This window comes from Microbispora sp. ZYX-F-249, from assembly GCF_039649665.1.
Taxonomy (GTDB): domain Bacteria; phylum Actinomycetota; class Actinomycetes; order Streptosporangiales; family Streptosporangiaceae; genus Microbispora; species Microbispora maris.
Window position 1 is genome coordinate 1 of the sequence record NZ_JBDJAW010000009.1, and the last position, 26,103, is coordinate 26,103.

Here is a 26,103-nt window from a genome sequence, read left to right on the forward strand (position 1 = left end):
CCAGCGGAACCGAGCCAAGCCCCGGGCTTTCAAGCGCCGAGCGGCAAGGAAGCCAACCCGGGCTCTTGAGCACATCCAGTGCTCGGCTCTGTTCCCCAGGCCGCCGCGTCGCTCGGACCGTTGGTAACTGTCACTTTTTTGCAGAGTTACTGCCGGACTATTGCTCAGTCCTGCATGCCTCTGTATGTTTCTCGCAATCGAGCGGATCGGGGCGCTCCAGGTCGGCCCCGAGCCGCGTGCCTCGACGGGTCGTGGTACGCGGTTCCAGAAGGGAACGAGGATGAAATCCCACAAGCTCTCGATACTGCTGGTCTCGGGACTTGCCATTGCAGCGGCCGCGGCGTGCGGCACCGACGACAGCGGCGGCAGCGGTGCCAAGGCGAGTGCGGCGCCCGCGGGCGCCGGACCGGTGTCGATCTCGGTCAACTGTGAGCCGCCGAAGACGAACAAGGCGGAGCGCGCGACGTTCGAGGAAGACCTGGCGGCCTTCCAGCAGCTGAACCCCACCATCAAGGTCTCGAAGGTCACCGACGCGTTCCCCTGCTACGACCCGCGCACCTTCGAGCCGAAGCTGGCCAGCGGTGAGCTCGAGACGGTGTTCTACGTCAACTTCCCCAACGTGGGCCGCCTCATCGAGAGCGGGCAGGCCGCCGACATCACGCCGTACGTCAACGAGATCAAGACGTTCCAGGACTACAACAGCTCCATCGACCTGTTCAAGAAGGACGGCAAGGTCTACGGCCTGCCGACCGACGGCTACGGCATGGGCCTCGTCTACAACAAGGAGGTCTTCACCAAGGCCGGTCTCGACCCGAGCAGCCCGCCGAAGACGTGGGCCGAGGTGCAGGCCGCCGCGAAGAAGATCGCCGGACTCGGTCCCGGTTACGTCGGGTACGGCGAGTACAGCGGCAACAACGTCGGCGGCTGGCACTTCACCGCGTCCATCTACGGCCGCGGCGGGTCGGTCATCACCGACGACGGCAAGAAGGCCGCCTTCAACACGCCCGAGGGCAAGGCCGTGCTGGAGAACCTGCACCAGATGCGGTGGACCGACAACAGCATGGGCTCCCAGCTGTACATCGACTGGCCGGCCCTGATGAAGGCCATGGCAGGCGGCAAGATGGGCATGATGCTGGGCGCGCCCGACGTGCTCATCTCGCTGCGCAACGACTTCGGCGGCAAGTTCGAGAACTACGCCATCACCGCCCAGCCCGAAGCCAAGGCGCTGTTCAACGGCGGCGCCGGTTACATGATCAACCCGAAGGCCACGCCGGAGCAGATCAAGGCCGGCCTAAAGTGGATCGAGTACAAGTTCCTCACCCCGGGCAAGGGCCAGTTCGACTACGTGCGGGCCAAGGGCGCGAACCTGACCGTCGGCCAGCCCTACCCCGACCTGTACCGTGCGGACACGCCGTCCGGCCAGGCCGTGAACGACCTGCGCACGCAGAACGCGAACATCGACGCCGCGCAGTTCGCCGGCTGGGTGGAGGGCTCCAAGGGCATCCCGCCGAAGGCCGAGCCCGGGCCGTACGCCCAGGAGATCTACAAGATCCTCGACACTCCGATGTCGGCCGTGCTGACCCGCAAGGACGCGAACATCGACCAGCTCCTGGCCGACGCCGAGTCGAAGGTCAACTCCCTGCTGGCCTCGAAGGGCTGACCGCCCCGATAATCCGGGGCGCCGCCCGTGGCCGTGACCCACGCGCGGCCGGCGCCCCGGCGAATCGTGCAGGGCGAATCGTGTGCAGGGCAATCACGTCGAGATCGGATCCACAACGATGACCACAGCGAGCATCCCGGCAGCGAGCGGCAGAGGGCGGCAGCCGACCAAACTGCGGCGCGCCGTGCGGCGCAACGTGACCGCCTACGGCTTCCTGTGCGGCGCTCTGATCTGTTTCGCGTTCTTCTCCTGGTATCCGATGGTCCGCGAGGTCATCCTCAGCTTTCAGAGGACCAACTTCGTGGACCCGCCCCGATGGGTGGGGCTGGAGAACTTCCGTACCGTGATCAACGACCCCGCCTTCGGGCCGGCCTGGGTGAACACGGCGGTGTTCACCCTGCTCGCCCTGCTGTGCGGCTACGGGATCCCGTTCGTCACCGCGATCGTGCTGAACGAGCTGCGGCACGCGAGGGCGTACCTGCGCTTCGTGGTCTACCTGCCGGTCATGCTGCCGCCCGCGGTGAGCGTCCTGCTGTTCCAGTGGTTCTACAACCCCGACTACGGGCTGTTCAACCAGGCCCTCGGCCTGGTCCACCTGCCGGGCCTGCAGTGGCTCAACTCGACGAGCACCGCGCTGATCTCGCTGGTCATCGTCTCCACCTGGATGAACATGGGCAGCGGCACCCTGATCTACCTCGCCGCCCTGCAGACCATCCCGAGCGAGCTGTACGAGGCCGCCGAGCTCGACGGGGCCGGCCTGTTCAAGCGGATCCGGCACGTCACGATCCCGCAGACCAAGCTGATCCTGCTGGTGATGCTGCTCCTGCAGATCGTGGCGACCATGCAGGTCTTCATCGAGCCCTACCTGCTCACCGGCGGCGGCCCCGAGAACGCCACGGTCAGCGTCGTCTACCTCATGTACCAGTACGCCTTCAACTTCGGCAATCTCAACGCCGGCAACGCGCTCGGCCTGATGCTCATGATCGTTCTCATGGTGTTCTCCGCGATCTACCTGCGCGTCTCGCGCGACAACACGGTGTGAGGGGGGGAGCGACCATGACCGACGTCACCGTGATGCCCGACAGCCCGGCCGGAACGCCCGCCGCCCCTGCCCGGGACGACCGCCGTGGGCAGCGGCGGCCCCGCAAGCCGATGAACACGCAGTTCCGCACCGCCGTCTCGCCACACCAGCTCAACACGACCCGCGGCCGGATCATCTACTGGATCGTGCTGACGATCGTGGTGGTGAGCTTCACCGCCGCGTTCGTCTTCCCGCTCTACTGGATGGTCACCGGTGCGATGAAGTCCACCGAGGAGCTCAACTCCATCCCGCCGACCTTCCTGCCGTCGCACTTCTCGCTCGACGGCTATCTGGAGGCGTGGGATCTGCTGGACCTCGGCACGCTGCTCGGCAACACCGCGCTCTACGCCGGCGGCGCCTGGCTGCTGACGCTCGCGGTGGACGTCTCGGCGGCCTACGCCCTGTCGAAGCTCCGCCCGGCGCTCGGCAAGGTCGTGCTGGCGCTGATGCTGTCGACGCTGATGATCCCGCCCATGGTCATCATGCTCCCGGCGTACCTGACGGTGAAGGAAGTGCCGATCTTCGGCTGGAACCTGCTCAACACCCCGTGGGCGATCTGGCTGCCGGCCGCGGCCAACGGCTTCAACGTCTTCCTGCTCAAGCGCTTCTTCGACTCGATCCCCCGGGAGCTGCTCGAAGCCGCCGAGATCGACGGCGCGTCGCCCGGCCGCATCCTGTGGTCGGTGGTGATACCGATCTCCCGGCCCATCCTCGGCGTGGTCTCCATCCTCACCGTCGTCAACGTCTGGCGCGACTTCGTCTGGCCCCTCCTGGTCCTGCCGGACAGCGACAAGATGTCGGTGAGCATCGGCATCGCCTCGCTGTCCTCGCAGATGCCGCAGAACGTGCTGGTCGCCTCCCTGGTGATCGCGAGCATCCCGACCATCGTCGTCTTCTTCCTGTTCCAGCGGCACATCATGGCCGGTCTCACCGCCGGCAGCCTCAAGGGCTGATCGACCCCACCCCTGCCGCCGTCACCCCGTAAGGAGTTGTATTCAGCATGCCCGGCAACACCTCGACCCCCGATTGGTGGCGCGGGGCCGCGATCTACCAGGTCTACCTGCGCAGCTTCGCCGACGGGAACGGCGACGGGACGGGCGACCTGGCGGGGCTGCGGTCGCGCCTGCCGTACCTGGCGGACCTCGGCGTCGACGCGATCTGGCTGAACCCGTGGTATCCCTCGCCCATGGCCGACGGCGGCTACGACGTCGCGGACTACCGCAGCATCGAGCCGGTCTTCGGCACCCTCGCCGAGGCGGAGAAGCTCATCGAGGAAGCCCACGACCTGGGCATCCGTACGATCGTGGACGTCGTCCCCAACCACGCGTCCGACCAGCACGCCTGGTTCCGGGAGGCCCTTGCGGCCGGTCCCGGTTCGGAGGCCCGGGAGCGGTTCTGGTTCCGCCCCGGCGCCGGCGACGGCCCGCCGAACGGCTGGCAGTCGATCTTCGGCGGCCCGGCCTGGACGCGGGTGCCGGACGGCGAGTGGTACCTCCACCTGTTCGCCCCCGAGCAGCCCGACTTCAACTGGAACAACCCGGACGTACGCCAGGAGTTCCTGGACGTGCTGCGGTTCTGGTTCGACCGGGGCGTGGACGGCGTCCGCATCGACTCGGCGGCCGTCCTCGTCAAGGACCTCGACAGCGTGGAGGAGTCGTACACCGACCACGACGGCGTCCACGAGATCTACCGCGAGTGGCGGCGGGTGTCCGACTCCTACGGCGGGCGGATCCTCATCGGGGAGGTGTGGCTGCCCGACCAGGAGCGGTTCGCGAACTACCTGCGCCCGGACGAGCTGCACACGGCGTTCAACTTCGACTTCCTGTCGAGCGCGTGGGAGCCGGCCGCGCTGCGCCACAGCATCGACCTGACCCTCGCCACGCACGTGCCCATCGGCGCGCCCGCGACCTGGGTGCTGTCCAACCACGACGTCGCCCGTCCCGTCACCCGGTACGGCCGGGCCGTCACGTCCTGGGACAACGCCGACCGCCGGGACGGCATGCCGTCCGACCTGGAGCTCGGCCGGCGCCGGGCGAGGGCGGCGGCGTTGCTGGCGATGGCCCTGCCCGGCAGCGTCTACGTCTACCAGGGCGAGGAGCTCGGCCTGAACGAGGTCGAGGACATTCCCGAGGAGCTCATCGACGACCCGATGTGGGAGCGTTCCGGCCACACCGTCCGCGGCCGCGACGGCTGCCGGGTGCCGCTGCCGTGGTCGGGGGAGGAGCCGCCGTTCGGCTACAGCACGGGCGAGCCCTGGCTGCCCCAGCCGGCGGGCTGGCGCGGCCTCACCGTGGAGGCCCAGCAGGCCGACCCCGACTCGATGCTGTGCCTCTACCGCTCGGCCCTGCGCCTGCGGCGCGAGCTGCTCGGCGACGGCACGCTGACCTGGCTGCCGGCCACGGACGACGTGATCGCGTTCCGGCGCGACTCCGGGCTGGTCTGCGTCGTCAACCTCGGCGCCGAGCCCGTTCCGTTCCCCGTCCGGGGCTCGGCGCTGCTGGCCAGCGGCCCGATCGACGGCGACCTGCTCCCGTCCGACACCGCTGTCTGGATCCTGGAGGCCCGATGAGAATCCTGCTGGCGGCGGCCGTCGCCGTCACCGGGCTCGTGGCGGTCCAGGCTCCGGCGTCCGCCTCGGCGAAGCCGCCCGTCGTGACACGGGCCGCCCTCGACCCGGCTCTCGTCGCCGGGCGCGGGGCCGACGTCGACTTCGCCGAGCAGGAGGCGGAGAACGCGGCCACGAACGGCACGGTCATCGGCCCCGGCCGCGACGCGTACACGCTGCCGGCGGAGGCGTCGGGCCGCAAGGCGGTGCGGCTGACCCCCGGGCAGTACGTCGAGTTCACGCTGCCCAAGGCGGCCAACGCGATCACCGTGCGCTACAGCGTCCCGGACGCTCCCGGGGGCGGCGGCATCACCGCGCCGCTCGACGTCGCGGTGAACGGCCGCAAGCAGGCCACCATGACGCTCACGTCGCAGTACGCCTGGCTCTACAACCAGTATCCGTTCACCAACGACCCGGGCGCCGGGCTGCTGCACCCCGACTGGTGGATCACCGAGTGCTCCTGCGTGCCGGCCGCCACCACCCCCACCCCGGAGATCGCCAAGCCGTTCCGCCCGAACCACTTCTACGACGAGCAGCGCCTCCTGCTGGGCCGGACGTACCGGGCGGGTGACACCGTGCGGCTGACGGTCCCGGCCCGGAGCGGCGCCGCGTGGACCGTCGTCGACCTGCTCGACTCGCACCTCGTCGGCCCGCCGCGGGTGGAGGTCCTCGCGGCGAACGTGCTGGCCTTCGGCGCCGACCCCACCGGCAGGCGCGACTCCGCGGGGGCGATCGACAAGGCGATCGCCTTCGCCAAGCGCACGCGGCTGAAGGTCTACATACCGCCGGGCACCTACCAGGTGAACCGGCACATCCTCGTGGACGACGTGACGATCACCGGCGCCGGAAACTGGTACACGATCATCAAGGGCCGTCAGACCGACCTGGCCACCCCGGCTCCGGACGGCTCGGTGCACACCGGCGTCGGGTTCTACGGCAAGGACGCCGCGGCCGGCGGCAGCCGCAACGTCCACCTGTCCGGCTTCGCCATCGAGGGCGACGTACGGGAGCGGATCGACACCGACCAGGTCAACGGGGTCGGCGGCGCGATGAGCGACTCGACGATCGACGGGCTCCACATCCGCCACACCAAGGTCGGCATGTGGTTCGACGGCCCGATGCGGAACATCAGGATCACCAATAACGTGATCGTCGACCAGATCGCGGACGGGCTGAACTTCCACACCGGCGTCACCGACTCCGTCGTGTCGGGCAACTTCTTCCGCAACACCGGCGACGACGCCCTCGCCCTGTGGTCCGACAAGACCGCGGACGCGCGTAACACGATCGACCACAACACCGTGCAGACGCCCGTGCTGGCCAACGGCATCGCGATCTACGGCGGCACGGACACCACGGTCGCGAGCAATCTGATCGCCGACCCGATCAGGGAGGGCAGCGCCATCCAGGTCGGCTCCCGGTTCGGCGCGGAGCCGTTCGCGGGCAGGCTCCGCATCACCGGCAACACCACCGTACGCGCCGGCACCTTCGAGCTGAACTGGAAGATCGGCCTGGGGGCCATCTGGTTCTACGCCCTGGAGAAGGACATCGACGCGGACATCGAGGTCAGCGGCGACCACTACCTGGACAGCACGTACAACGCGATCATGCTCGTCAGCGAGTGGTCGGTGAAGGACCTGTACGCGATCCCGAAGGTCCGCTTCACGGACATCCGGGTCGACGGCACGGGCACCTCCGTGGTCAGCGCCCGCGTGAAGGGCTCGGCGTCCTTCGAGAACGTGGACGCCCGCAACGTCGGCGCGGTCGGGGTCAACAACTGCGGTGCCTTCAACTTCCCGCCCACCGGTTCGGAGTTCTCCCTTACCGACCTCGGCGGCAACGACGGCGGCTGGCTCGCTTCCTGGATGCTGCCCAACACCATCACCTGCGACGACCGCCCGCCCGTCGTCCCCCCACCCCCGCCGTCCCCCTGGTGACGCGGAACGTCATCCCCAGCTGACCGTCGTTACACGTCCCGAGTGGCGCAGAGTCGATCTCACCACAAGGGCTTCCGCGGCTTCGCAGGAAGCCCTTGTGGTGCACTGCTGTCGCCCGATGGCATCAGGGCACGTCGAACATCCCAATCTTGACCGCTTCGACAAACCGTTGCCACTCCTCGTGAGTGAAGGTGAGCACGGTAGCGTCGTCTCCCTGCTTCCCGTCGCGCACGCCGACGCGCCCATCCTGGAATGCCACTTCCACGCAGTCACCTCCGGTGCACGCACGTTTCCAGGTCGCACCAATAAACGATGGGCGCTCCGCCATGCGCTCTCCTTTGGCCCGCGGGGATAGTACATCTATGTTAGTAGATGCCTATTTACGGGGGTATATCCCTCCGCGTTCGACGAGCGGGGTCAGGGCTTTATTGCGTCACGGCGTGACTGCCCGCCTTGATAGCCGCGACGAAGTCGCGCCACTCCTGACGAGAGCAGACGATCATGCCGTGGTCTGGGTGCTTCGAGTCCCGCAGCGCGACCCGATCACCGATGAGGGCCACCTGAACGCAGTTGCCTCCCCCGCAGCGAGAGGCGCTTCGCCATTCAAGTTCGTTACCGAACGTTTCGGATTCGAGTTCCATCTGTTTCCTGTCACTAGGATAGAGTTTCAGGCGCGACTCAAGTTCTTCCTGTGACCTGATTGGCGAAGTCATCTCTTGCGAGGGTGATGCGGTCGGTCGATTCCTGCGGCGATAGCGCGGCGGCCCTGATCCGATCGAGCGCCTCTTCGTAGACGGTGAGTTCTTCGGGCTTTTCCAGGTACTCTCCACGGGTGAGTAGTTCCAGGTAGACCACACGGGGCGCCGTGGGGTCGCGGGTCTGAAGGAAGACAAAGGGGTTGTCTGAGCACATGTATGCTCCGCCCCTAAAGGGGATCACCTGAACCGTCACATGCGGTAGGTCGGCCAGTTCGAGCACTCGGTCCAGCTGCGCCCGCATCGTCTCCGCAGTGCCCACTCTGCGTAGTAGGGCTGCTTCGTCCATGAGGGCCCAGTAGGTGGGCGGTTCGCTCTCCAGGAGTTTGCCCTGTCGCTTGATGCGGGCGTCGACTCGTCGATCGAGCATCTCCGAGGAGATCAGTGGACGCATGCCCCGGATGAGTGCTCGGGCATACTCTTCGGTCTGCAACAGGGACGGGATGAAGGCCGTCTGAAATTCGTAGATCTTGGCGGCTGCGTCTTCGAAGTCCAGGTACGTGTTCAGATTGCCGCCGAGGTCGCCGTACTCCTGTCGCAACCCCGGCATGCGGGCTTCCCGTGCCAATGTCATGAGCTCAGAGATGGTTCGTTCACCCGTGACGCCATAGATACGGCACAGGTCGCGCACGTCCCGTTGGCTGGCGCCGCGCTGACCTGTCTCCATTCGGCTGATCTTCGCGGGGCTGCACAACAGTTCCTGTGCCACCTGCTCGACGGTCATGCCGGATGAGCGGCGCATCTCTCGCAAGCGGCTCGCAAGTTGACGCCGGCGAAGAGTCGGATTGGTGCGGGCCATCAACGGTCACCCTCTACGTGTGCTGTGGCCGAAAAGGAAAGCCTAGCACTGGTGGCACATGCCATTGTCAAAGAACTGAACGGCGGACTGCCCACCCTGGTGTAATGCACAGCCCTGACGTGCGCCCGCGTCGCTTCGGTCTCCTCGCCCGAGCATACGCCGGAGGAGCGGCCCTATGTCGGTCAGGCGTGAGCGGGCGGTACCCCATCTCCAGGCACAACGCCCTCCCGGCATGTCGGCGGTACTTTCGCGGTCCAGCTTCATGCGCCCTCTCGACACGCTGATGGCAGGCATGGCAATGGCCAATGGCAATTGCCAATGGCAATTGCCAAATGAAGGTTGCCAACGGCAATAGTGGGGTAAAGCTAGGACATAAGCCTCAACGTGGCGGCTGGACCAGCCGGTTCCCGGAAGGAGGCGATGCGACCTGAGGGCTCGCCTTGCGGCCCTCCCCCTGAAATGCGCCGCTGGGCCGATGGTGGCACATCGACCCAGCGCAGACGACCATCCGACCTACCTGCTCAGCAAGGGGATGATCCCGTGCACTTCAACAACAGGAACATGCGCGCTCCTTCCCTCATGTGGTTACGGATGCGCATCGTCGCCCTCCTCTGGAGGGTGGGCGAGGAGGCGTTCGCCGAGATCGACGCGTTCGCGTGGGTGCAGCGCTGGGAGATCCGGCGCACCTGGCACACCCACACCTACCGTGACCCGAGGTTCGACGCCCTCACCCCATGCCGGGTCTGCTCGGCGAAGGGGCGGTGCCCGACCGGCCTGCCGTGCCGTCGCTGCCGGGGGACCGGACGCGTGAACGTGCTCGAAACCCCGGCCTCCCGCAGGCCCGAGCACCCGTCGGGCGGACGGGCATGAGGCACCCGGTCCGGCGCAACACGCATCTGGTCCTGCGGTTCATCGAACGGGAGACCTCTCCCGTAGCACGGCCCGGACCGCTGGTGGTCCTGTGGAGATGGCGTTACGAGACGGCACTGCTGGGGGGAGGGCCTGCGGTCGTCGTCCTCGCGGTACGCGCGGCGGGCCCGGCCGTCACGATCGTCGCCGGCTCCCTGGTCTGCCTGCTGGTCCTGGTCTGGCCGCAGGCCAGGCGGGAGGTGGCGGGCCGGTTCTGGTGCGTGGTGACGCCCCACCGTGTACGGAAGGCCTGCGCCGAAGCGTTGATCGTCAGCCGGCGGGGCAAACTGCCGGTCATCCTCCGTACGAGGCCGGAGCCGTTCGGCGAGCGCCTGTGGGTGTGGTGCAGGGCGGGGACCAGTCCGGGAGACCTCGAACGGGCCCGCGACATGATCGCCGCCGCGTGCTGGCTGGCCCGCGAGGTGCGGATCACCAGGGACCCGCACCGGACGTCACTCGTCATCGTGGACGTGGTGCGGCACTCCGGCCGCCCCGCTTCCCGGGAGCCCGCGGAGACCGGTGAGGAGCGGACGCTGACGCGCTTCAGGCCCTGACGGGGGATAGGGGGAGAAGTCAGGCAGGGGGCTTCTCGGCAGCCGCGACGGCGGACAGTTCGACCGTGCAGAACGCGCAGCGCCGGGCGTCGACGGGGATGTCCGACAGGCACTCGGGACACTTCTTCTCCGTGGCCTCCTTGTCCCGGTCGAAGAGGCTCAGGAAACGGGTCATGGGCATGACGACCAGCCAGTAGACGACGGCCGCGACGATCAGGAACGTCAGCAGGTGGTTGATGAAGTCGCCGTACTTGAACACCGCGCCGTTGACGGTGAACTTGTAGCTGGAGAAGTCGGGCTGTTTGCCGCCGGTGATGGCCGCGATCAGGGGGGTGATCAGGTCCTGTACGAGGGCCTGGATGAGCCCGCTGAAGGTCGCGCCCACGACGACGGCGACGGCGAGCTCCACCAGGTTGCCCCGCAAGAGGAACTTCTTGAATCCGCTCATGGGAAACGAGCTATCCGGTTTTGCCTTTCCCATGCAAGGGGTTGACTCGGTCGAAGTCACTCCCAGGCGTGCCACGATGAGGTGGAGAACCGGCCGAGGAAAGGGGAGGGCGTTGCAGGACCGATCGGGACGTTCCACCGGCGATGCCGACGATCCCCTCACCGGCCGGCGTCCGACCAGTCATGAGCGGCTGACGGGCCTGCCCTGGGACGCGTCGTACCACGAGGGCCCCGCGCCGTGGGACATCGGCCGGCCGCAGCCGGCGGTAGTGCGCCTCGCCGCCGAAGGCGGGTTCACCGGGACGGTTCTCGACGCGGGCTGCGGGAGCGGGGAGAACGCTCTCCACGTCGCCTCGCTGGGCTTGCCCGTCCTGGGTGTCGACGTGGCGGAGACGGCCCTGGCCATCGCCCGGGCGAAGGCCGGCGATCGGGGCGTGGAGGTCGAGTTCGCCGCGGCCGACGCTCTGCGCCTGGAGCGTCTCGGGCGCAGGTTCGACACGGTGCTGGACTGCGGGCTGTTCCACACCTTCGACGCCGCGGAGCGGTCCGCCTACGTGACGAGTCTCGCGTCGGTGACCGAGCACGGCGGCACGCTGTACGTACTGTGCTTCGGCGACGGCGGCTCCGGCACGGGCCCGCACCCCGTCGGCCGGGAGGATCTACGGGCGGCGTTCGACCTCGCCGACGGCTGGAGGGTGGTGGCCATCGAGCCGGAGCGGATCCGGACGCGGTACCACGACGACGGGGCGCCGGCCTGGCTCGCGACGGTGAAGCGGGCCTAGATGCCGGAGGGCTGGGCGGCGTCGGCCGGCCCGTACGGCACTGGACGATTGTTTCGGTCGCGATGTGGACGGTTATCGGACGCGACCCGACTTGCGGTCCTGACCGAACTCAACAGACGGTTGTTCTGGGAGCGCTCCCATTTCAGGTATCGCTGGCCTGGGCCGAAGCGGCTTCGACCCGGTCGAGCGCGGCCAGCAGCTCCCCCTTCAACACGGCGGGCAGCCGTCCCTCGCGATACCGGACCTCGATCTTCTCGCGGACGACGGCCAGCCCCTGACCGCTGTCGACGGCGTTGCGCAGCACCTGTTTGAGGTCCAGGGCGACGTCGTCGTCGATGTCGTGGGTGGCCTCGGCTCCGTCCACCAGCAGGTTGAACTGCCGGACCGCGGTGTCGACCCCCATGGGCGCGGCCGTCGTGGCCAGGGGCAGGGGTGCGACATCGGACTTGCCGGTGGCCGAGGTCTTCGGCCGCCTGACGGTGTCTCCCGCGTCCCGGTCCTTCTTGACGACCTTCACGGTGCTCGTGGGGGAGGGGCGGTGCCGGGCAGGCCCGGCCGTGCGTACGGGGTCCGCGACGGGCGCGACCGTGTGCCGCGGCCGGTCGACGGGACCGGCGACGGCTTCGCCCTGCGGCGGCGGCGAGACGCTGGCCTGCGCGTACGCCACCGACGGGCTGGGCAGGACGGCCACGGCTCCGACCTCGGGGCCGCTCGTCTGGGTGAACCAGAGAATGCCGCCCAGGGCGGCGGCTCCGACGGCGGCGGCGCCCCAGCCGGCCCCGCGTGGGCCGGGCGGCTTCTTCACCGCGCTCAGGGCGGCGGCGACCGCCCGCGCGCTCGGCCGGTCCACGGGGTCGGGACACAGGCAGCGCCGGCACAGGTCGGCGACCTCCTGCGGCAGGCCCGGCACCCCTTCGGGTACCGGCGGCGGTCCCTCCCGCCGTGCCGCCTCGATCGCCTCCCAGGTCTTCTCGGGGTACGGCAGCGCGCCCGTGAGCATCTCGAACAGCAGCACGCCGAGCGCGTAGACGTCCACGGCCGGGTCGGCCGTCGTGCCCTTCAACCGCTCCGGCGCGACGTACGGCGGCGTGCCGAAGTCGGCGACGAGCTGGTCGTCGGCCTCGCCGATGAACGCGGCGATCCCGAAGTCGAGGAGCTTGGGCCCGTCGTCGGCGAGCAGCACGTTCTCGGGGGTGACGTCGCGATGGACGATGCCCCGGTCGTGCGCCGCCGCCAGCACCTTCGCCAGCCCGGCGGCGATATCCGTCGCCTCGGCCCAGGGCAGCGGGCCCTCGATGATCCGGTCGGCCAGCGACCGGCCCTCCAGCAGGCGCATGACCACGAAGGACGCGAGCCTGCCACCGTTCGTGACCGTCTCGCCGTAGTCGTAGACCTCGATCGCGTCGGGGTGGATCAGCCGGGCGGTGGCCCTGGCCTCCCGGCGCATCAGTTCCCGTCCGGGACTGTCGTCGTCGAGCGAGCCGTCCAGCACCTTGATGGCGACCATGCGCTGAAGTGACTGGTCGAAGGCACGCCAGATGACCGACATCCCGCCCGTCGCTATCCGCTCCTGGAGCAGATAGCGACGGGTCAGGACGTCGCCTTCTCGAAGCTCAGGCCGATTCACGAACCACCAGTTCCGTGGGCAGCACCGGATTGCCCTTGGGATTGTCCCCGTCCCCGAGTGTCATGAGAAGCAGTCGTGCGGCGAGCGTGGCCATTTCCTCGACGGGCTGCCGCACGGTGGTCAGCGCCGGCGAGGTGTGCCTGGCCACGGGCGCATCGTCGTATCCGATGACGGCCACGTCGTCGGGCACCTTCCGCCCGGCGCGGCGCAGCGTCTGCATCGCCCCGGCCGCCATCACGTCCGACGCCGCGAACACGGCGTCGATGTGCGGCGCCCGTTGCAGCAGCCATTGCATCGCGTGCGCGCCGGACGCGTGGGTGAAGTCGCCGTACGCCACGGGCATGTCGAGCACACCGGCGTCGCGGAGCGTCTGCCGGAAGCCCTCCAGCCGGTCGCGGGCGGCCGGCAGGGTCGGCGGCCCGGCGATCGTGGCGATGTGCTTGCGGTTGTTGAGCAGCAGGTGCTCGGCCGCCTGCCGTCCGCCGTCACGGTTGTCCATGTCGACGAACGGGAGGTCGATGCCGTCTGGCGGCCGCCCGGCACAGCGCACCGGGACGCCCGAGGCCGCCAGCGTTACCGCGAGGGGGTGCCGCGCGCGTGCGCCGATCAGAAGGACTCCGTCGACGGAGCCCGCGACCAGCGGTGGCGCGGCGATGGAGGCGGTCGCCGGGGTCGCGGTCATCACGACCATGGGGACCCCGTGCGTCGTCAGCACCTCCTCGCAGGCGGACAGGAGCCTGGCGTAGAACGGCTCGGTGAAAAGGCGTGGACTGTGCTCGCAGACGACGGCGGCGATGATCTGCTCGGCCCGCCTGCCCGCGGATCCCCTGGGGGCGCGGCGCCGTACATAGCCCAGACGCGACATCGCGTCGTGAACTTGTCGGCGGGTCGACGTGGTCACGCGTACCGAGCCGGTCAAGACCCGGGAAGCTGTTGCCGGGGAGACGCCGGCTGCGGCGGCTACCTCTGCGAGGGTGGGAAGATCGGCCATCCGGTCTCCTCGGCCCGAAGGTTCACACGGCTTGGGAGCGCTCCCAAGCGAAAGTATCACTGTTTCGCTCGTGTCAACAGAGGTTTCCTCGGTGTGAAACCTTTCGTAGAGTTTCGCTCCCGTTTGGCACAGTTGGAGGCTAGAGCACGGCAGTGCTCCAGGGAAGGGAATGGGAATTTTGACACGTATTGACCAGCTTGTCCGATAATCACCGTAAATATGCCGAAATGCCATGTAGGGCGGCCGCAACCTGCTCCCGGCGGTAGGGTCCTGCCGCAGAGGGATCACGGACGGACCGACCGCGCCCGGCCCCCCGGGGGTGGTGGCGGCCGTCCCCGAGCCAGAACCGGAAAGGCCTCCAGTGACGACCACTATCCGCCGGCTCCCCGTCGTGACGGCTCGTGTGACGGGTGCGTTAACAGGCGTGCTCGCCACGGTCCTGCTCGCCGGGTGCGGCACGCCGGACCGGGCGAACCAGGCCGCGTCGCCGTCTCCTGCGGTTCCGGCGGCCGCCTCGCCGGCCGCCACTTCCGGCGCGGCCACGGAGTCCCCGCTCACCGCCGGTCCGGATGAGACCGGCCCAGATGAGACCGGCGCAGATGAGACCGGCGCGGATGAGAACGGTGCGGCGGAGCCTGCCGGCGGCGGGAACGCCGCCGACGTGACGTTCGCCCGGCAGATGATCCCGCACCACCTCCAGGCCCTGGAGATGGCCAGGCTCGCGGAGACCCGCGCGGGCGACCCGTGGGTCAGGGAGTTCGCGGCCAGGGTCGCCACGGCCCGCGACACCGACATGCGTACGTTCAGGGGCTGGCTCGACATGTGGGGCGCCGAGCCGCTGCCGCGCGACCACGCGATGCCGGGCACGCAGACGCGGGCCGAGATCGAGGCGCTCGCCAAGCTCAACGGCCCGCAGTTCGACCGGAAGTACGTGACGCTGATGATCGAGCACGACAACGGCGCGATCAAGCTGGCCCGGGCCGAGCAGTCCAAGGGCGCGTTCGAGGGGGCCAAGGCGCTGGCCGTCGCCACCACGACCGCCCTGGGCGCCGAGGTCAAGGAGCTGAAGAAGTACCGCGCGCTGCTCGACTGAGCACTGCCGTGGGCCCGCCGCCCCGTCAGTTCTCGTACGTGTCGAGCCGGGGCGGCAGGGCGTTCCACGTGCAGAACGCCGACGACTCGTGGACGTCCCGGAGGAAGGCGATCCGCAGCCACTGGTCGGTCTCCCAGACCTTGACCTCGTAGCCGTCGTTCGGGGTCGCCGTCACCACGCGGCAGTCCCTGGAGGTCACCGCGATCGTCGCCCGGCCGCCCTTCAGGGTGAAGGTGTGCAGGCTCTCCCCGCCGGAGGTCCTGCGCGGCCGGGCGGCGGGCGAGGGGTCCGCGGATCCGGCCGGCCCGGCCGGCTGGGTGGAGCGGGCCGGCCGCGGCGCCGGAGAGGTCCGCGTCCGCGTCGGCGTGGCGGTGACCGGGGCGCGGGAGGGGGACGGGCGGCCGGACGGGGCGGAGGACGGCCGTCCCGACGGCTCGCCGGACGGACTGTCGTCAGGGGTGTCCTGCGGAGAGGGGGCGAGGGTGCCCGGCGAGGTGGAGAGCGGCGCGGCGACGGCCACCACCGGAGCCAGGGGCGCGTCGTCCAGGATCGCGCTGCGCAGCACGTCGCGCACGCCGAGCCAGGACACGCCGACGGCGAGCGCGGTCGCCCCGCACCAGGCGATCAAGTAACCCGTGGCCCTTCTCATGGGGCGCTCACTCTATCCCGTGTCGTAGTAAATGCCGCTCGATACCTTTCGGTCGCCCTCTACGGTTTTTGCCTGCCTTAAATCACGGCGAATCCGCACGTTTCGGATCGCTCTTCCCGGGACGCCGTGTGGAGTGGGCGTGTACGTTTCTGCCCCATGGCGACCGTTCTGGTGGTTGAGGACGACGAGTTCGTCCGGTCCGCGATCATCCGCGACCTGACCGGGCGCAGCCACGCGGTCCGCAGCGCGGGCCGCGCGCTCGACGCCCTGCGGGAGATCGCCCACGCCGCCCCCGACGTGGTGGTCCTCGACCTCGGACTGCCCGACCTCGACGGCGCGGAGGCGCTGAAGATGCTCCGGGCGATCTCCGACGTACCGGTCATCGTGGCCACCGCGCGGGACGACGAGGCGGAGATCGTCCGCCTGCTGCGCGGCGGCGCCGACGACTACCTGGTCAAGCCGTTCTCCGGCGACCACCTCAACGCCCGCCTCGAGGCCGTGCTGCGCCGGGCCCGACCCGGGACGCCGTCGTCGGTCGCGCGGGTCGGCGGCCTGGTCGTCGACGCCGACCGCAGGGAGGCCCGCCTCGACGGCGTGCCGCTCGACCTCACCCGCCGGGAGTTCGACCTGCTGGCCTACCTCGCCGCGCGGCCCGGCCGTGTGATCTCGCGCAGGGAACTGCTGGCCGAGGTGTGGCGGCAGTCGTACGGGGACGACCAGACGATCGACGTCCATCTGTCCTGGCTGCGGCGCAAGCTCGGTGAGAGCGCGTCCCGCCCCCGATATCTGCACACGGTGCGGGGAGTCGGCGTCCGGCTCAGCCCTCCCGCAGAGGGCTGAGCCCCCGGCGGGAACCGCGATGACGGTACGAGGTCCGGAGCGGGAGCCGCGGTGAGACGGAGCCTGGCCCTGGTGGCGGTGGCCGTGACGGCGATGGTCGCGCTGGCCTTCCTCATCCCGCTGGCCGTGGCGGTCAAGGAGATCGCCGAGAGCCGCGCGCTCGCGGACGCCGAGCGTCAGGCCGCCACGATCGTGCCCGCCCTCGTCGTGACCGACGACGCGGCGGCGCTGGAGCGCGCGCTGGCCAGCACCCCGGCGGGGACCTCGCGGCTGGCCGTCCACCTCCCGGACGGGCGCACGGTGGGCCGCTCCCGGGTCGCGCCCGCCGACGTCGCGGGCGCGGCGGAAAGAGCCAGGACCGTGCCGGTGAGCAAGGGATACGTGCTGCTCAGGCCGGTCGCGCTGGGTGGCGGGCGGCGAGCCGTCATCGAGGTGTACGCGCCGGAGGCGGACGCGAGCAAGGGCGTGTCCACCTCCTGGGCCGTGCTGACCGGCGTCGCGGTCACCCTTGTAGTGGGGTCGGTGGTGGTGGCCGACCGGCTCGGGGCCCGGGTGGTCCGGGCGGCGCGGCGGCTCGGGCAGGCGGCGGCCGCGCTCGGGGCGGGCGACCTGACCGTGCGCATCGTCCCGGACGGCCCGCCGGAGCTGGTGGCCGCAGGGCGGGCCTTCAACACCATGGCCGACCAGGTGGCGGTGCTGCTCGCGGCCGAGCGCGAGCTCGCCGCCGACCTGTCGCACCGGCTGCGCACCCCGCTGACCGCGCTGCGGCTGAACATCGGCGGCCCCGGCCCCGAGGCCGAGCAGCGCAGGCTCGCCGTCGACCGGCTCGAACAGGCCGTGGACGAGATCATCGAAGCGGCCCGGCGGCCGTCCCGGGCCGCGCCGGCCGGCTGCGACGCGGCGCTCGTGCTGCGGGAACGGCTCGCCTTCTGGTCGGCGCTGGCCGAGGACCAGGCGCGGCCGTGGCAGCTCGTCGGCGCGGACGAGCCCAGCCCGGTGCCGGTCGCCGCGGCCGACCTCGGCGCGGTGGTCGACGCGCTGCTCGGCAACGTCTTCCGCCACACGCCGCAGGGCACGGCCTTCCGCGTCACCCTGCACCGGGGGAGCGGCATGGTGGGCATCCTCGTCGCGGACGCGGGCCCGGGCATCCCCGATCCGGAAAGGGCGCTGCGCCGGGGCAACAGCGGGGCGGGCTCCACCGGGCTCGGCCTCGACATCGCCCGGCGCCTGGCCGAGTCGACGGGCGGCGGGGTGCGCATCGAGGACTCGGCACTCGGGGGGACCGGCGTCAACGTGTGGCTGCGCACCGACGGCCGGGCACCCGGCCCACGCCGCCGCCTGCTGCCGCGTACCCGCGCCCGAGGGTCCCGTCACTGACCCTTTGTCGCGGATCGTCCGGCAAATTGTCCGAAAAGGCCGACTTGGCCGGGATACATTTCGGGGGACCGCAATCAGAGGAGATCACGGTGGAGTTCCGCGTGCTCGGCCCGGTCGTCGTGCTCGGCGACGGGGGGACGCCGCTCGACATCGGGCCGTCCCAGCAGCGGGCGGTGCTGGCCCTGTGCGTGCTGGCGGCGCCGCGCCCGGTGAGCACGGCCAGGATCGTGGACGCGCTCTGGGAGCAGGAGCCGCCGCCGGGGGCGGTCAACACCGTGCAGGCGTACGTGTCGAAGCTGCGGCGCGTGCTCGAACCCGGCCGGGTGCGCAGGGCGAAGCCGTCGGTGCTGGTGAGCAGGCCGGGTGGGTACGCCGTCGAGTTGCCGCCGGAGAGCTTCGACCTCGGCCGCGCCCAGGCCGCCGTCGCGGCCGGACGCCGGCTGCTGGAGGCGGGCGACCACGCGGGAGCCGCCGGGCGGCTCCGCCTGGCTCTGGCGGAGTGGCGGGGCGAGCCGCTGGCGGGGTTCGAGGAGGAGCCCTGGGCGCGGGACGAGATCGCGCATCTGGCCGAGCTGCGGCTTGCGATCGTCGAGGACGTGGCCCAGGCCGAGCTCGCGCTCGGGCTCGGACGGGCGCTGGTGCCCGAGCTGACGAGGCTGGTGACGGCGCACCCCCTGCGCGAGCGGCTGCGCAGGCTCGGCGCGCACGCCCTCTACCAGGCCGGCCGTCAGGCCGACGCGCTCGCCCTGCTCTCCGAGGGGCGCCGCCTGCTCGTCGGCGAACTGGGCCTGGACCCCGACCCGGGGTCCCGTGAACTGGAGCAGCGGATCCTGGCGCAGGACCCCGCGCTGACGCCTCCGCCCGCGGCTCCTCATGCCCCCGCCCCGGCGGCCGTCGTGAGCCCCGCCGCGCCGGCGGCCGAGGCGGACCCGGATTCCGGACCGCGGGAGGAGCCCGGACGGCCGGAGGGAGCCCTCATCGGCCGGGCGGCCGAATCGGCCGCGCTGCGCCGCGCCGTCGCCGCGGACGGCACGCGCGTCGTGCTCGTCGCGGGCGAGCCGGGCATCGGCAAGACCAGCCTGGCGGAGGACGCCGCGGCGCACGCGCCGGTGGCGGTGTTCGGCCGCTGCTGGGACGGCACGGGCGCGCCGCCGTTCTGGCCCTGGGCCCAGGCCGTGCGCCACCTCACCGGGCGGCACGGGGAACTGGCCGAGATGCTCGGCGCGACCGGGGAGTTCGCGCTGTACGACGCGTTCGCCCGGCTCGTCGCGGAGCACGCGGCCGCGCACGGCAGGGTGAAGGGCAGGGTGCTCGTCGTCCTCGACGACCTCCAGTGGGCCGACGCCTCGTCCCTGCGGTTGCTGGAGTTCCTCGCCACCACGCGGGCGTGCCCGGACCTGACCGTGATCGCGACCTACCGCGACACGGAGGTCGGCGGGCCGCTGGCCCGTACGCTCGCCACCCTCGTACGGCTCCCGCACGTCGAGCGGATCACGCTGGACGGCCTGGGCGAGGAGGCCATCGCCGAGTATCTGCGGCGGGCGGGCGCGGACGCCACGCGGGCGGCCGAGGTGGCCAGGCGGACCGGCGGAAACCCCTTCTTCCTGGGCGAGCTCGTCCATCTCGACGGCGGCGAGGCGCCGGGCGCGGTCGCCGACGTGCTGCGCGGCAGGATGGCGGCGATGCCGCCGGGCGCGTCCGGCGTCCTGTCGGCGGCGGCGCTGCTGGGCCGCGACGCCCCGCTGGACGTCCTGCTCGACGTGGTGCGGGACGTGATGGACGTGCCACGCGACGAGGTGCTCGACGTGCTCGACGCGGCCGTCCGGGCGCGCCTGCTCACCGAGCACGACCTCGTCTACCGGTTCGCCCACGACATCGTCCGCGACGTGCTGCGCGACGGCCTCGCCCCGCTGCGCAGGCGCCGTCTGCACGCCGGCATCGCGGCCGTGCTGGAACGGCGCGGCACGCACCTGGCCGAGCTGGCGCACCACTACCGCGAGGGCCTGGTCATCTCCGGCATGGCGGCCAAGGCGATCGAGTACGCCCGGCAGGCGGCCGCCCACGCCATGGCCCAGTTCGCCTACGAGGACGCGGCCGAGCACCTGAGGCACGCCGTCGCCCTCACCGCCCAGCTTCCGGTGACCGACCGGGAGCTGCGGTGCGACCTGCTGCTCGAGCTCGCCGAGGCGCAGTCGGCGGCGGGGATGAGCACGCAGGTCCACGCCACGCTGGAGGAGGCGGCCGAGATCGCCGACGCGCTCGGGGACGACGACCGCCTGGCCCGCGCCGCGCTCGGGTTCTCCGACCCGCTGTCGTGGGCGATGTACGAGGAATGGGCCGCGGGCGGGGCGCTGACCGGGCGCATCGAGCGGGCGCTGCGCGGCCAGGGGGAGGGCTCGCCGTGGCGGTCCCAGCTCCTGGCGGCCTTCGCCATCACGGGGTCGTTCACCCGGCCGGTCGAGGAGAGTGTCGCGCTGGCGGCCGAGGCCGTACGGGAGGCCCGCGGGCGGGGCGACGACGGACCGCTGCTGCGGGCGCTGAGCGCGTACGAGATCCTCTCGCGGGGGGTCGCCGGCCAGGCCGGGCGGCAGGCGGCCATCGACGAGATGACCGAGGTGGCCCGCCGGACGGGCGACCTGGTGGCGGAGTGGCTGGCCCGGGAGGCCGAGCACGTCGAGCTGGTCAAACAGGGCGAGCTGGAGCGGGCGGCCCGGCTGCTGACGTGGCTGTCGGACACCGCCCGCAGGATCCGCCAGCCCGCCCTGCTCAGCCTCACCGCCTGGTTGTCGGCGATCCACGCCCACCTCCGCGGTGACACCGGCCGCGCCCTGGCGGAGGCGGAGGAGTCGGCCCGGCTCCATCCGGAGGGCGCTATGGGCCGCGACCACGCCGAGAGCCGCGCCGCCGTCTTCCGCTGTCTGGCCGCGCGTGCGCGGGGTGACGCGGCGGCGGCGCTGGCGCTGGCGGAGGAGGCGCCGGCGCGGCGGCCCGGCGAGCCCGGATGGCGGGTGCTGCGCTGCGCCGTTCTGCTCGACCTCGGCAGGAGGGACGAGGCCCTGGAGGTCTTCGCCGGTCTGGCCGCCGACGGCTTCGCCCGCATGCGGGGTGACCTCGCCTACCGGTTCATCCCCGACCTGCTGAGCGAGGCGTGCCTGGCGCTGCGCGACACGGCCGCGGCGCCGGTGCTGCACGATCTGCTCCTGCCGCATCGGGGCCGCCTGCTCGGCTGGTCGGTGACCGACCTGTGCCTGGCCCGGCTGGCGCTCGTCCGCGACGACGGCGACACCGCGCGGCGCCACCTGCGCGACGCGCTCGCCCTCGTCCGCCGCTCCGGGGTCACCCTGTACGAGAAGCCGATCCTGGCCCTGCTCGCCCGCGTGTGATCAGCCGTTCTTCAGCGCTTCGGCGAGGGTGTCGCGCAGCGGCGTGGTGGGGCGGCCGATGAGGCGGGACAGGTCGCCGGGGGTGTCGCCGAGCCAGCCGTCGGCGATGTCGGCGTCGGTCTGGGCGAACATCGCCGCGACCGGCCCGGGCAGGCCGGCCGCCTCCAGCACCTTGGCGTACTCGGCGACGGGCAGGTCCCGATACTCGACCGGGGCGCCGGACAGCTCGGCGACCAGGGCGGCCAGCTCGGGCATGCTCCAGGCGGCGTCGCCCGACAGTTCGTACACGGCGCCCCGGTGTCCCTCTCCGGTGAGGACGGCCGCCGCCGCGGCGGCGAAGTCGGCGCGCGCCGCCGAGGCGACGCGGCCGTCGCGGGCGCTGCCCGCGATGACGCCGTGCTGCGCGCCCTGCCGGGCAGCCGCGACGTAGTTCTCGTGGTACCAGCCGTTGCGCAGGAAGGTGAAGGACAGCCCGCTCGCGCGGATGTACTCCTCGGTCGCCCGGTGCTCGGGCGCGAGGCCCAGCGGAGTGGTGTCGGCGTGCAGGATGCTCGTGTAGGCGACCGAGTCCACCCCGGCCGCCTTCGCCGCGTCGACCACGGCCTGGTGCTGGGCGAGCCGCCGGCCGGGCTCGCTGCCGGAGATGAGCAGGACCTTGGCGGCGCCCGCGAAGGCCGGCCCCAGCGTGGCGGGACGGTCGTAGTCGGCCTCGCGCACCTGGATGCCGCGCCCGGCCAGGTCGGCCGCCCTCTCCGGGCTGCGCACCGCCGCGACGATCCGCGCGGCGGGGACGCGCGCGGCGAGCTCTTCGATCACCAGACGGCCCAGATGCCCGGTCGCCCCGGTCACGACGATCATGGTTTCTCCTCTACAGTGCTTTCTGTTGGTTAGTGCTTTCTATCAGAAAGTACTTAAAGAGCGTAAGCTGGCGGGCATGGAGGAGTTCGAGGACCTCGTCGCCGACGTCTTCTCGCGCAAGTGCACCTCGCGCACGGTGCTGGAGACCATCACCGGCCGGTGGGCGATCCTGGCGCTGGCGGCCCTGTACGAAGGGCCCTACCGGTTCAACGCGCTGCGCCGCCGGGTCGACGGGGTGAGCGAGAAGATGCTGTCGCAGACCCTCCAGGCGCTCGAACGCGACGGCATGGTGCTGCGGGAGGCCGAGCACACGATCCCGCCCCGGGTCGAATACAGCCTCACGCCGCTCGGCCGCGAGGCCGCCGAACGCCTGCTCCCCCTCATCGCCTGGACGGAGGAGCGCATGCCCGAGGTCGTCGCCGCACGGGAACGCCATGAGGCGCGCTGAGGCGGGCAAGCCCGCGCCAAGTTCGGAACAAGACCGTCCGCAGAGCCTGTAAGCATGGACACACAGCTGACAGGTCCCTGGCGGATCGCGCCCGACGTGGTGCTCCTCCCGTTGATCGAACCGGTCGCGGCGGGATACGCCCACACCAACTCGATGGTCATCACCGGCCGCGAGCCGGTGATCGTGGACACCGGCGCGGCCGGGCACCGCGACCGCTGGACCGAGGACGTCTTCTCGGTCGTGGAGCCGCGCGACGTGCGGTGGATCTTCCTGAGCCACGACGACCCCGACCACGCGGGCAACCTGGAGGTCGCCCTGGAGATGTGCCCGGACGCCACGCTGGTCACCGGCTCGCCGCCACGTCCCGGACGCGGCTTCACGCCGCCGCCGGGCCGCACGCAACGGATCGCCGACGACGAGTCGTTCGACGCGGGCGACCGGCGGCTGACCGCGGTGCGGCCCCCGCTCTACGACGCGCCGGCGACCCGCGGCCTGTACGACGACCGCAGCGGCGTCTACTGGGCGGCCGACTGCTTCGGCGCCGAGGCGCCGGTGGCGACGGCGGACGCCGGGGACCTCCCGCTCGAGGACTACCTGGAGGCCGTCCGCGGGTTCGGCGCCGAGCTCAGCCCATGGCACCGCTGGCTCGACCCGGGGGCCTTCGGCCGGCACGTCGACCGGCTCGCGGCCATGGAGATCATCGCGATCGCCTCGGCCCACGGGCCGACCGCGACCGGGGACCGCGTCGCCCGGGTGATCGACGCCGTACGCGGCCTCGCCGGGGCGCCCGGTCCCGCCGCGAATCCGGCGCGCTGAGGCGGCCGCGCTCCCCGGCGGGCGAGGGGCGGCCGCACGCCGGGCCGGCCGCCCCCGCGCTCCCGAGTCGGGCCAGGTCACCGGCGCTTTGCTCACTGATGGCCGGTTCAACCCGTTGCCATACACGCAGTTAACGTGGCGGGACTGTCGGAGCCTTTTCTGGGCAGGCACGATGTCTTGTGAACGACACTCAGCACCACGATCTCGCGCGCGGGGTTCCGGGCAGGGCACGGACCGCGGGCGAGCGCGACCATAGAGCCGGTGGGCTCCGGGGCCGTCCCGGCATGACCGCCGAGCCGGCGGGCGAGGAGGTCCAGTGAGGGAGATCTGGCCGGGGGATTCCTATCCGCTCGGAGCGACATACGACGGCGCGGGCACCAACTTCGCGCTCTTCTCCGAGGTGGCCGAGCGGGTCGAGCTGTGCCTGTTCGACGACGACGGCAACGAGGAGCGCGTCACGCTGAGCGAGGTGGACGGCTTCGTCTGGCACTGCTACCTGCCCGGGGTGGGGCCGGGCCAGCGGTACGGCTACCGCGTCCACGGGCCGTACTCGCCCGGGGACGGCCTGCGCTGCAACCCCAACAAGCTGCTGCTGGACCCGTACGCCAAGGCGGTGGAGGGCTCGGTGCAGTGGGACCAGGCGGTGTACGGCTACCGCTTCGGCGAGCCGGACAGCCGGGACGACAGCGACTCGGCGCCGTACGTGCCGAGGTCGGTCGTCGTCAACCCGTTCTTCGGCTGGGGGCACGACCGGCCGCCGGCCACGCCGTACCACGACACCGTGATCTACGAGGCCCACGTGCGGGGCCTGACGATCAGCCACCCGAAGATCCCCGAGCGGATCCGGGGCACGTACGCCGCCCTGGGCCACCCCGAGATCATCGATCACCTGACCTCGCTCGGGGTCACGGCGATCGAGCTCATGCCGGTCCACCAGTTCGTGACCGACCACATGTTGGAGAAGCGGGGGCTGTCCAACTACTGGGGCTACAACACGATCGGCTTCTTCGCGCCGCACAACGCGTACTCCAGCTCGGGGCAGCGCGGCGGGCAGGTGCTGGAGTTCAAGGCGATGGTGAAGGCTCTGCACGAGGCGGGCATCGAGGTGATTCTCGACGTCGTCTACAACCACACGGCGGAGGGCAACCACCTGGGCCCGACCCTGTCCATGCGGGGCATCGACAACGCCAACTACTACCGCCTGGTCGAGGACGACCGGCGCTACTACATGGACACCACCGGCACCGGCAACAGCCTGCTGATGCGCAGCCCGCACGCGCTGCAGCTGATCATGGATTCGCTGCGCTACTGGGTGCGCGACATGCACGTGGACGGCTTCCGCTTCGACCTCGCGGCCTCTCTCGCCCGCGAGCTGCACGAGGTCGACCGGCTGAGCGCGTTCTTCGACCTCGTCCAGCAGGACCCGGTGCTGTCGCAGGTCAAGCTCATCGCCGAGCCGTGGGACGTCGGCCCCGGCGGCTACCAGGTCGGCAACTTCCCGGCCCGCTGGACCGAGTGGAACGGCCGCTACCGCGACACGATCCGCGACCTGTGGCGGGGCGAGCCCGCCGCGCTGCCGGAGTTCGCCAGCCGCCTCACCGGGTCGAGCGACCTCTACCAGGACGACAGCCGCCGCCCGGCCGCGTCGATCAACTTCGTCACCTGCCACGACGGGTTCACGCTCCAGGACCTCGTGTCGTACAACGACAAGCACAACGAGGCCAACGGCGAGGACAACCGCGACGGCGCGGACGACAACCGCTCCTGGAACTGCGGGGTCGAGGGCCCGGCCACCGGCCCGGTCGCGCAGCTGCGCGAGCGGCAGAAGCGCAACTTCCTGGCCACGCTGTTCCTGTCGCAGGGCGTGCCGATGCTGTCGCACGGCGACGAGATCGGCCGCACCCAGCAGGGCAACAACAACTCCTACTGCCAGGACAACGAGATCAGCTGGGTCGACTGGGGCACGATCCTGGAGGCCGGCGCCCGGAACTCCACCACCGGGGACGACGCGGGCACCAGGGAGAAGCGTCAGCTGCTCGACTTCACCCGGCGCCTGGCCCGGCTGCGCCGTGACCACCCGGTCTTCCGCCGCCGCCGTTTCTTCTACGGCCGGCCCGTACGCGGTTCGCACGACCAGCTGAGCGACATCGCCTGGCTCACGCCGTCCGGCACGGAGATGACCGACGCCGACTGGACGAACGGCTACGCGAAGGCGCTGGCGGTGTTCCTGAACGGCGACGCCATCACCGAACCAGACCGGCGCGGCCGGCGGATCAGCGACGACTCGTTCCTGCTGCTGTTCAACGCTCACCACGAGGTGATCAAATTCACGATCCCCGACGACTACGGCGAGCTGTGGGCGACCGAGCTGGACACGGCGATGCCGGTGCTGAGCGAGTCGCGCGTGTGCCGGGCCGGCGAGGCCGTGCCGGTGAGCGGCCGGTCGGTGCGGGTGCTGCGCCGCGTCTGACGTTCCCGTGCCCGCCCGTACG

Annotated in this window: 23 protein-coding genes; 15 read left to right on the forward strand and 8 right to left on the reverse strand. The window is 71.0% G+C overall.

Annotation, left to right across the window (positions count from 1 at the left end; translation table 11 throughout):
- The first annotated feature begins 280 nt into the window (after positions 1-280).
- From AAH991_RS13230 to AAH991_RS13250, 5 genes are all read left to right on the forward strand, one after another.
- A complete protein-coding gene (locus tag AAH991_RS13230; RefSeq protein ID WP_346226081.1) occupies positions 281-1,660 on the forward strand; it encodes an extracellular solute-binding protein in 1,380 nt (459 codons plus the stop codon).
- 118 nt (positions 1,661-1,778) lie between these two features.
- Complete coding sequence (locus AAH991_RS13235; RefSeq protein WP_346226082.1) at positions 1,779-2,702, forward strand: carbohydrate ABC transporter permease; 924 nt, start codon at positions 1,779-1,781, stop codon at positions 2,700-2,702.
- A 14-nt stretch (positions 2,703-2,716) separates the two neighbouring features.
- A complete protein-coding gene (locus AAH991_RS13240) occupies positions 2,717-3,694 on the forward strand; it encodes a carbohydrate ABC transporter permease (protein ID WP_346226083.1) in 978 nt (325 codons plus the stop codon).
- 47 nt (positions 3,695-3,741) lie between these two features.
- The gene (locus tag AAH991_RS13245) at positions 3,742-5,310 is read left to right on the forward strand and encodes a glycoside hydrolase family 13 protein (protein ID WP_346226084.1); all 1,569 of its coding nucleotides are present in this window, start codon (positions 3,742-3,744) and stop codon (positions 5,308-5,310) included.
- Entirely contained in the window at positions 5,307-7,283 is a 1,977-nt protein-coding gene (locus tag AAH991_RS13250; RefSeq protein ID WP_346226085.1) for a glycosyl hydrolase family 28-related protein, read from the forward strand. Before AAH991_RS13245 ends, AAH991_RS13250 begins: the two co-directional genes overlap by 4 nt.
- Before the next feature lie 124 nt (positions 7,284-7,407).
- On the opposite strand, the gene AAH991_RS13255 is transcribed toward AAH991_RS13250, so the two are convergent.
- From AAH991_RS13255 to AAH991_RS13265, 3 genes are all read right to left on the reverse strand, one after another.
- Positions 7,408-7,611, reverse strand: a complete 204-nt coding sequence (locus AAH991_RS13255) for a DUF397 domain-containing protein (protein ID WP_346226086.1) — start codon at positions 7,609-7,611, stop codon at positions 7,408-7,410.
- A gap of 97 nt (positions 7,612-7,708) precedes the next feature.
- Entirely contained in the window at positions 7,709-7,924 is a 216-nt protein-coding gene (locus AAH991_RS13260; protein ID WP_346226087.1) for a DUF397 domain-containing protein, read from the reverse strand.
- A gap of 37 nt (positions 7,925-7,961) precedes the next feature.
- Positions 7,962-8,837 carry a helix-turn-helix domain-containing protein gene (locus tag AAH991_RS13265; protein ID WP_346226088.1) on the reverse strand — a complete coding sequence of 292 codons (876 nt, stop codon included), beginning with the start codon at positions 8,835-8,837 and terminating at the stop codon, positions 7,962-7,964.
- A 561-nt stretch (positions 8,838-9,398) separates the two neighbouring features.
- Between AAH991_RS13265 and AAH991_RS13270 the strand changes: the two genes are divergently transcribed.
- Complete coding sequence (locus AAH991_RS13270) at positions 9,399-9,707, forward strand: hypothetical protein (RefSeq protein WP_346226089.1); 309 nt, start codon at positions 9,399-9,401, stop codon at positions 9,705-9,707.
- A complete protein-coding gene (locus AAH991_RS13275) occupies positions 9,704-10,300 on the forward strand; it encodes a hypothetical protein (RefSeq protein ID WP_346226090.1) in 597 nt (198 codons plus the stop codon). The genes AAH991_RS13270 and AAH991_RS13275 overlap by 4 nt, the downstream gene beginning before the upstream one ends.
- A 19-nt stretch (positions 10,301-10,319) precedes the next feature.
- Here AAH991_RS13275 and mscL read toward each other — a convergent pair whose 3' ends face one another.
- Positions 10,320-10,748 carry a large conductance mechanosensitive channel protein MscL gene (mscL, locus tag AAH991_RS13280; RefSeq protein WP_346226091.1) on the reverse strand — a complete coding sequence of 143 codons (429 nt, stop codon included), beginning with the start codon at positions 10,746-10,748 and terminating at the stop codon, positions 10,320-10,322.
- 112 nt (positions 10,749-10,860) lie between these two features.
- On the opposite strand from mscL, the gene AAH991_RS13285 reads away from it, so the two are divergent.
- Positions 10,861-11,529, forward strand: a complete 669-nt coding sequence (locus AAH991_RS13285) for a class I SAM-dependent methyltransferase (protein WP_346226092.1) — start codon at positions 10,861-10,863, stop codon at positions 11,527-11,529.
- Between the two features lie 142 nt (positions 11,530-11,671).
- On the opposite strand, the gene AAH991_RS13290 is transcribed toward AAH991_RS13285, so the two are convergent.
- The gene (locus AAH991_RS13290; protein ID WP_346226093.1) at positions 11,672-13,156 is read right to left on the reverse strand and encodes a serine/threonine-protein kinase; all 1,485 of its coding nucleotides are present in this window, start codon (positions 13,154-13,156) and stop codon (positions 11,672-11,674) included.
- The gene (locus AAH991_RS13295) at positions 13,143-14,147 is read right to left on the reverse strand and encodes a LacI family DNA-binding transcriptional regulator (protein WP_169982092.1); all 1,005 of its coding nucleotides are present in this window, start codon (positions 14,145-14,147) and stop codon (positions 13,143-13,145) included. The genes AAH991_RS13290 and AAH991_RS13295 overlap by 14 nt, the downstream gene beginning before the upstream one ends.
- 424 nt (positions 14,148-14,571) lie before the next feature.
- On the opposite strand from AAH991_RS13295, the gene AAH991_RS13300 reads away from it, so the two are divergent.
- A complete protein-coding gene (locus AAH991_RS13300; RefSeq protein WP_346226094.1) occupies positions 14,572-15,240 on the forward strand; it encodes a DUF305 domain-containing protein in 669 nt (222 codons plus the stop codon).
- A gap of 25 nt (positions 15,241-15,265) precedes the next feature.
- Here the strand turns inward: AAH991_RS13300 and AAH991_RS13305 are convergent, their stop codons facing one another.
- Entirely contained in the window at positions 15,266-15,889 is a 624-nt protein-coding gene (locus AAH991_RS13305) for a hypothetical protein (protein ID WP_346226095.1), read from the reverse strand.
- A 156-nt stretch (positions 15,890-16,045) separates the two neighbouring features.
- On the opposite strand from AAH991_RS13305, the gene AAH991_RS13310 reads away from it, so the two are divergent.
- From AAH991_RS13310 to AAH991_RS13320, 3 genes are all read left to right on the forward strand, one after another.
- On the forward strand, positions 16,046-16,729 hold the full coding sequence (locus tag AAH991_RS13310) for a response regulator transcription factor (RefSeq protein ID WP_346226096.1): 684 nt from the start codon (positions 16,046-16,048) through the stop codon (positions 16,727-16,729).
- 51 nt (positions 16,730-16,780) lie between these two features.
- Positions 16,781-18,106 (forward strand): sensor histidine kinase, encoded by a 1,326-nt coding sequence (locus AAH991_RS13315; RefSeq protein WP_346226097.1) that lies wholly within the window; start codon positions 16,781-16,783, stop codon positions 18,104-18,106.
- Between the two features lie 89 nt (positions 18,107-18,195).
- Positions 18,196-21,489, forward strand: coding sequence for an ATP-binding protein (locus tag AAH991_RS13320; protein ID WP_346226098.1), 3,294 nt, complete (start codon positions 18,196-18,198; stop codon positions 21,487-21,489).
- Here AAH991_RS13320 and AAH991_RS13325 read toward each other — a convergent pair whose 3' ends face one another.
- Entirely contained in the window at positions 21,490-22,347 is an 858-nt protein-coding gene (locus AAH991_RS13325) for an SDR family oxidoreductase (protein ID WP_346226099.1), read from the reverse strand.
- A gap of 76 nt (positions 22,348-22,423) precedes the next feature.
- Between AAH991_RS13325 and AAH991_RS13330 the strand changes: the two genes are divergently transcribed.
- The 3 genes from AAH991_RS13330 to glgX all read left to right on the forward strand — a co-directional run bounded on the left by AAH991_RS13330 (position 22,424) and on the right by glgX (position 26,081).
- Positions 22,424-22,795, forward strand: a complete 372-nt coding sequence (locus tag AAH991_RS13330) for a winged helix-turn-helix transcriptional regulator (protein ID WP_346226100.1) — start codon at positions 22,424-22,426, stop codon at positions 22,793-22,795.
- A gap of 54 nt (positions 22,796-22,849) precedes the next feature.
- Positions 22,850-23,611 (forward strand): oxygen-binding di-iron domain-containing protein, encoded by a 762-nt coding sequence (locus AAH991_RS13335; RefSeq protein WP_346226101.1) that lies wholly within the window; start codon positions 22,850-22,852, stop codon positions 23,609-23,611.
- Between the two features lie 316 nt (positions 23,612-23,927).
- On the forward strand, positions 23,928-26,081 hold the full coding sequence (glgX, locus tag AAH991_RS13340; RefSeq protein WP_346226102.1) for a glycogen debranching protein GlgX: 2,154 nt from the start codon (positions 23,928-23,930) through the stop codon (positions 26,079-26,081).
- The last annotated feature ends 22 nt before the right edge of the window (positions 26,082-26,103 follow it).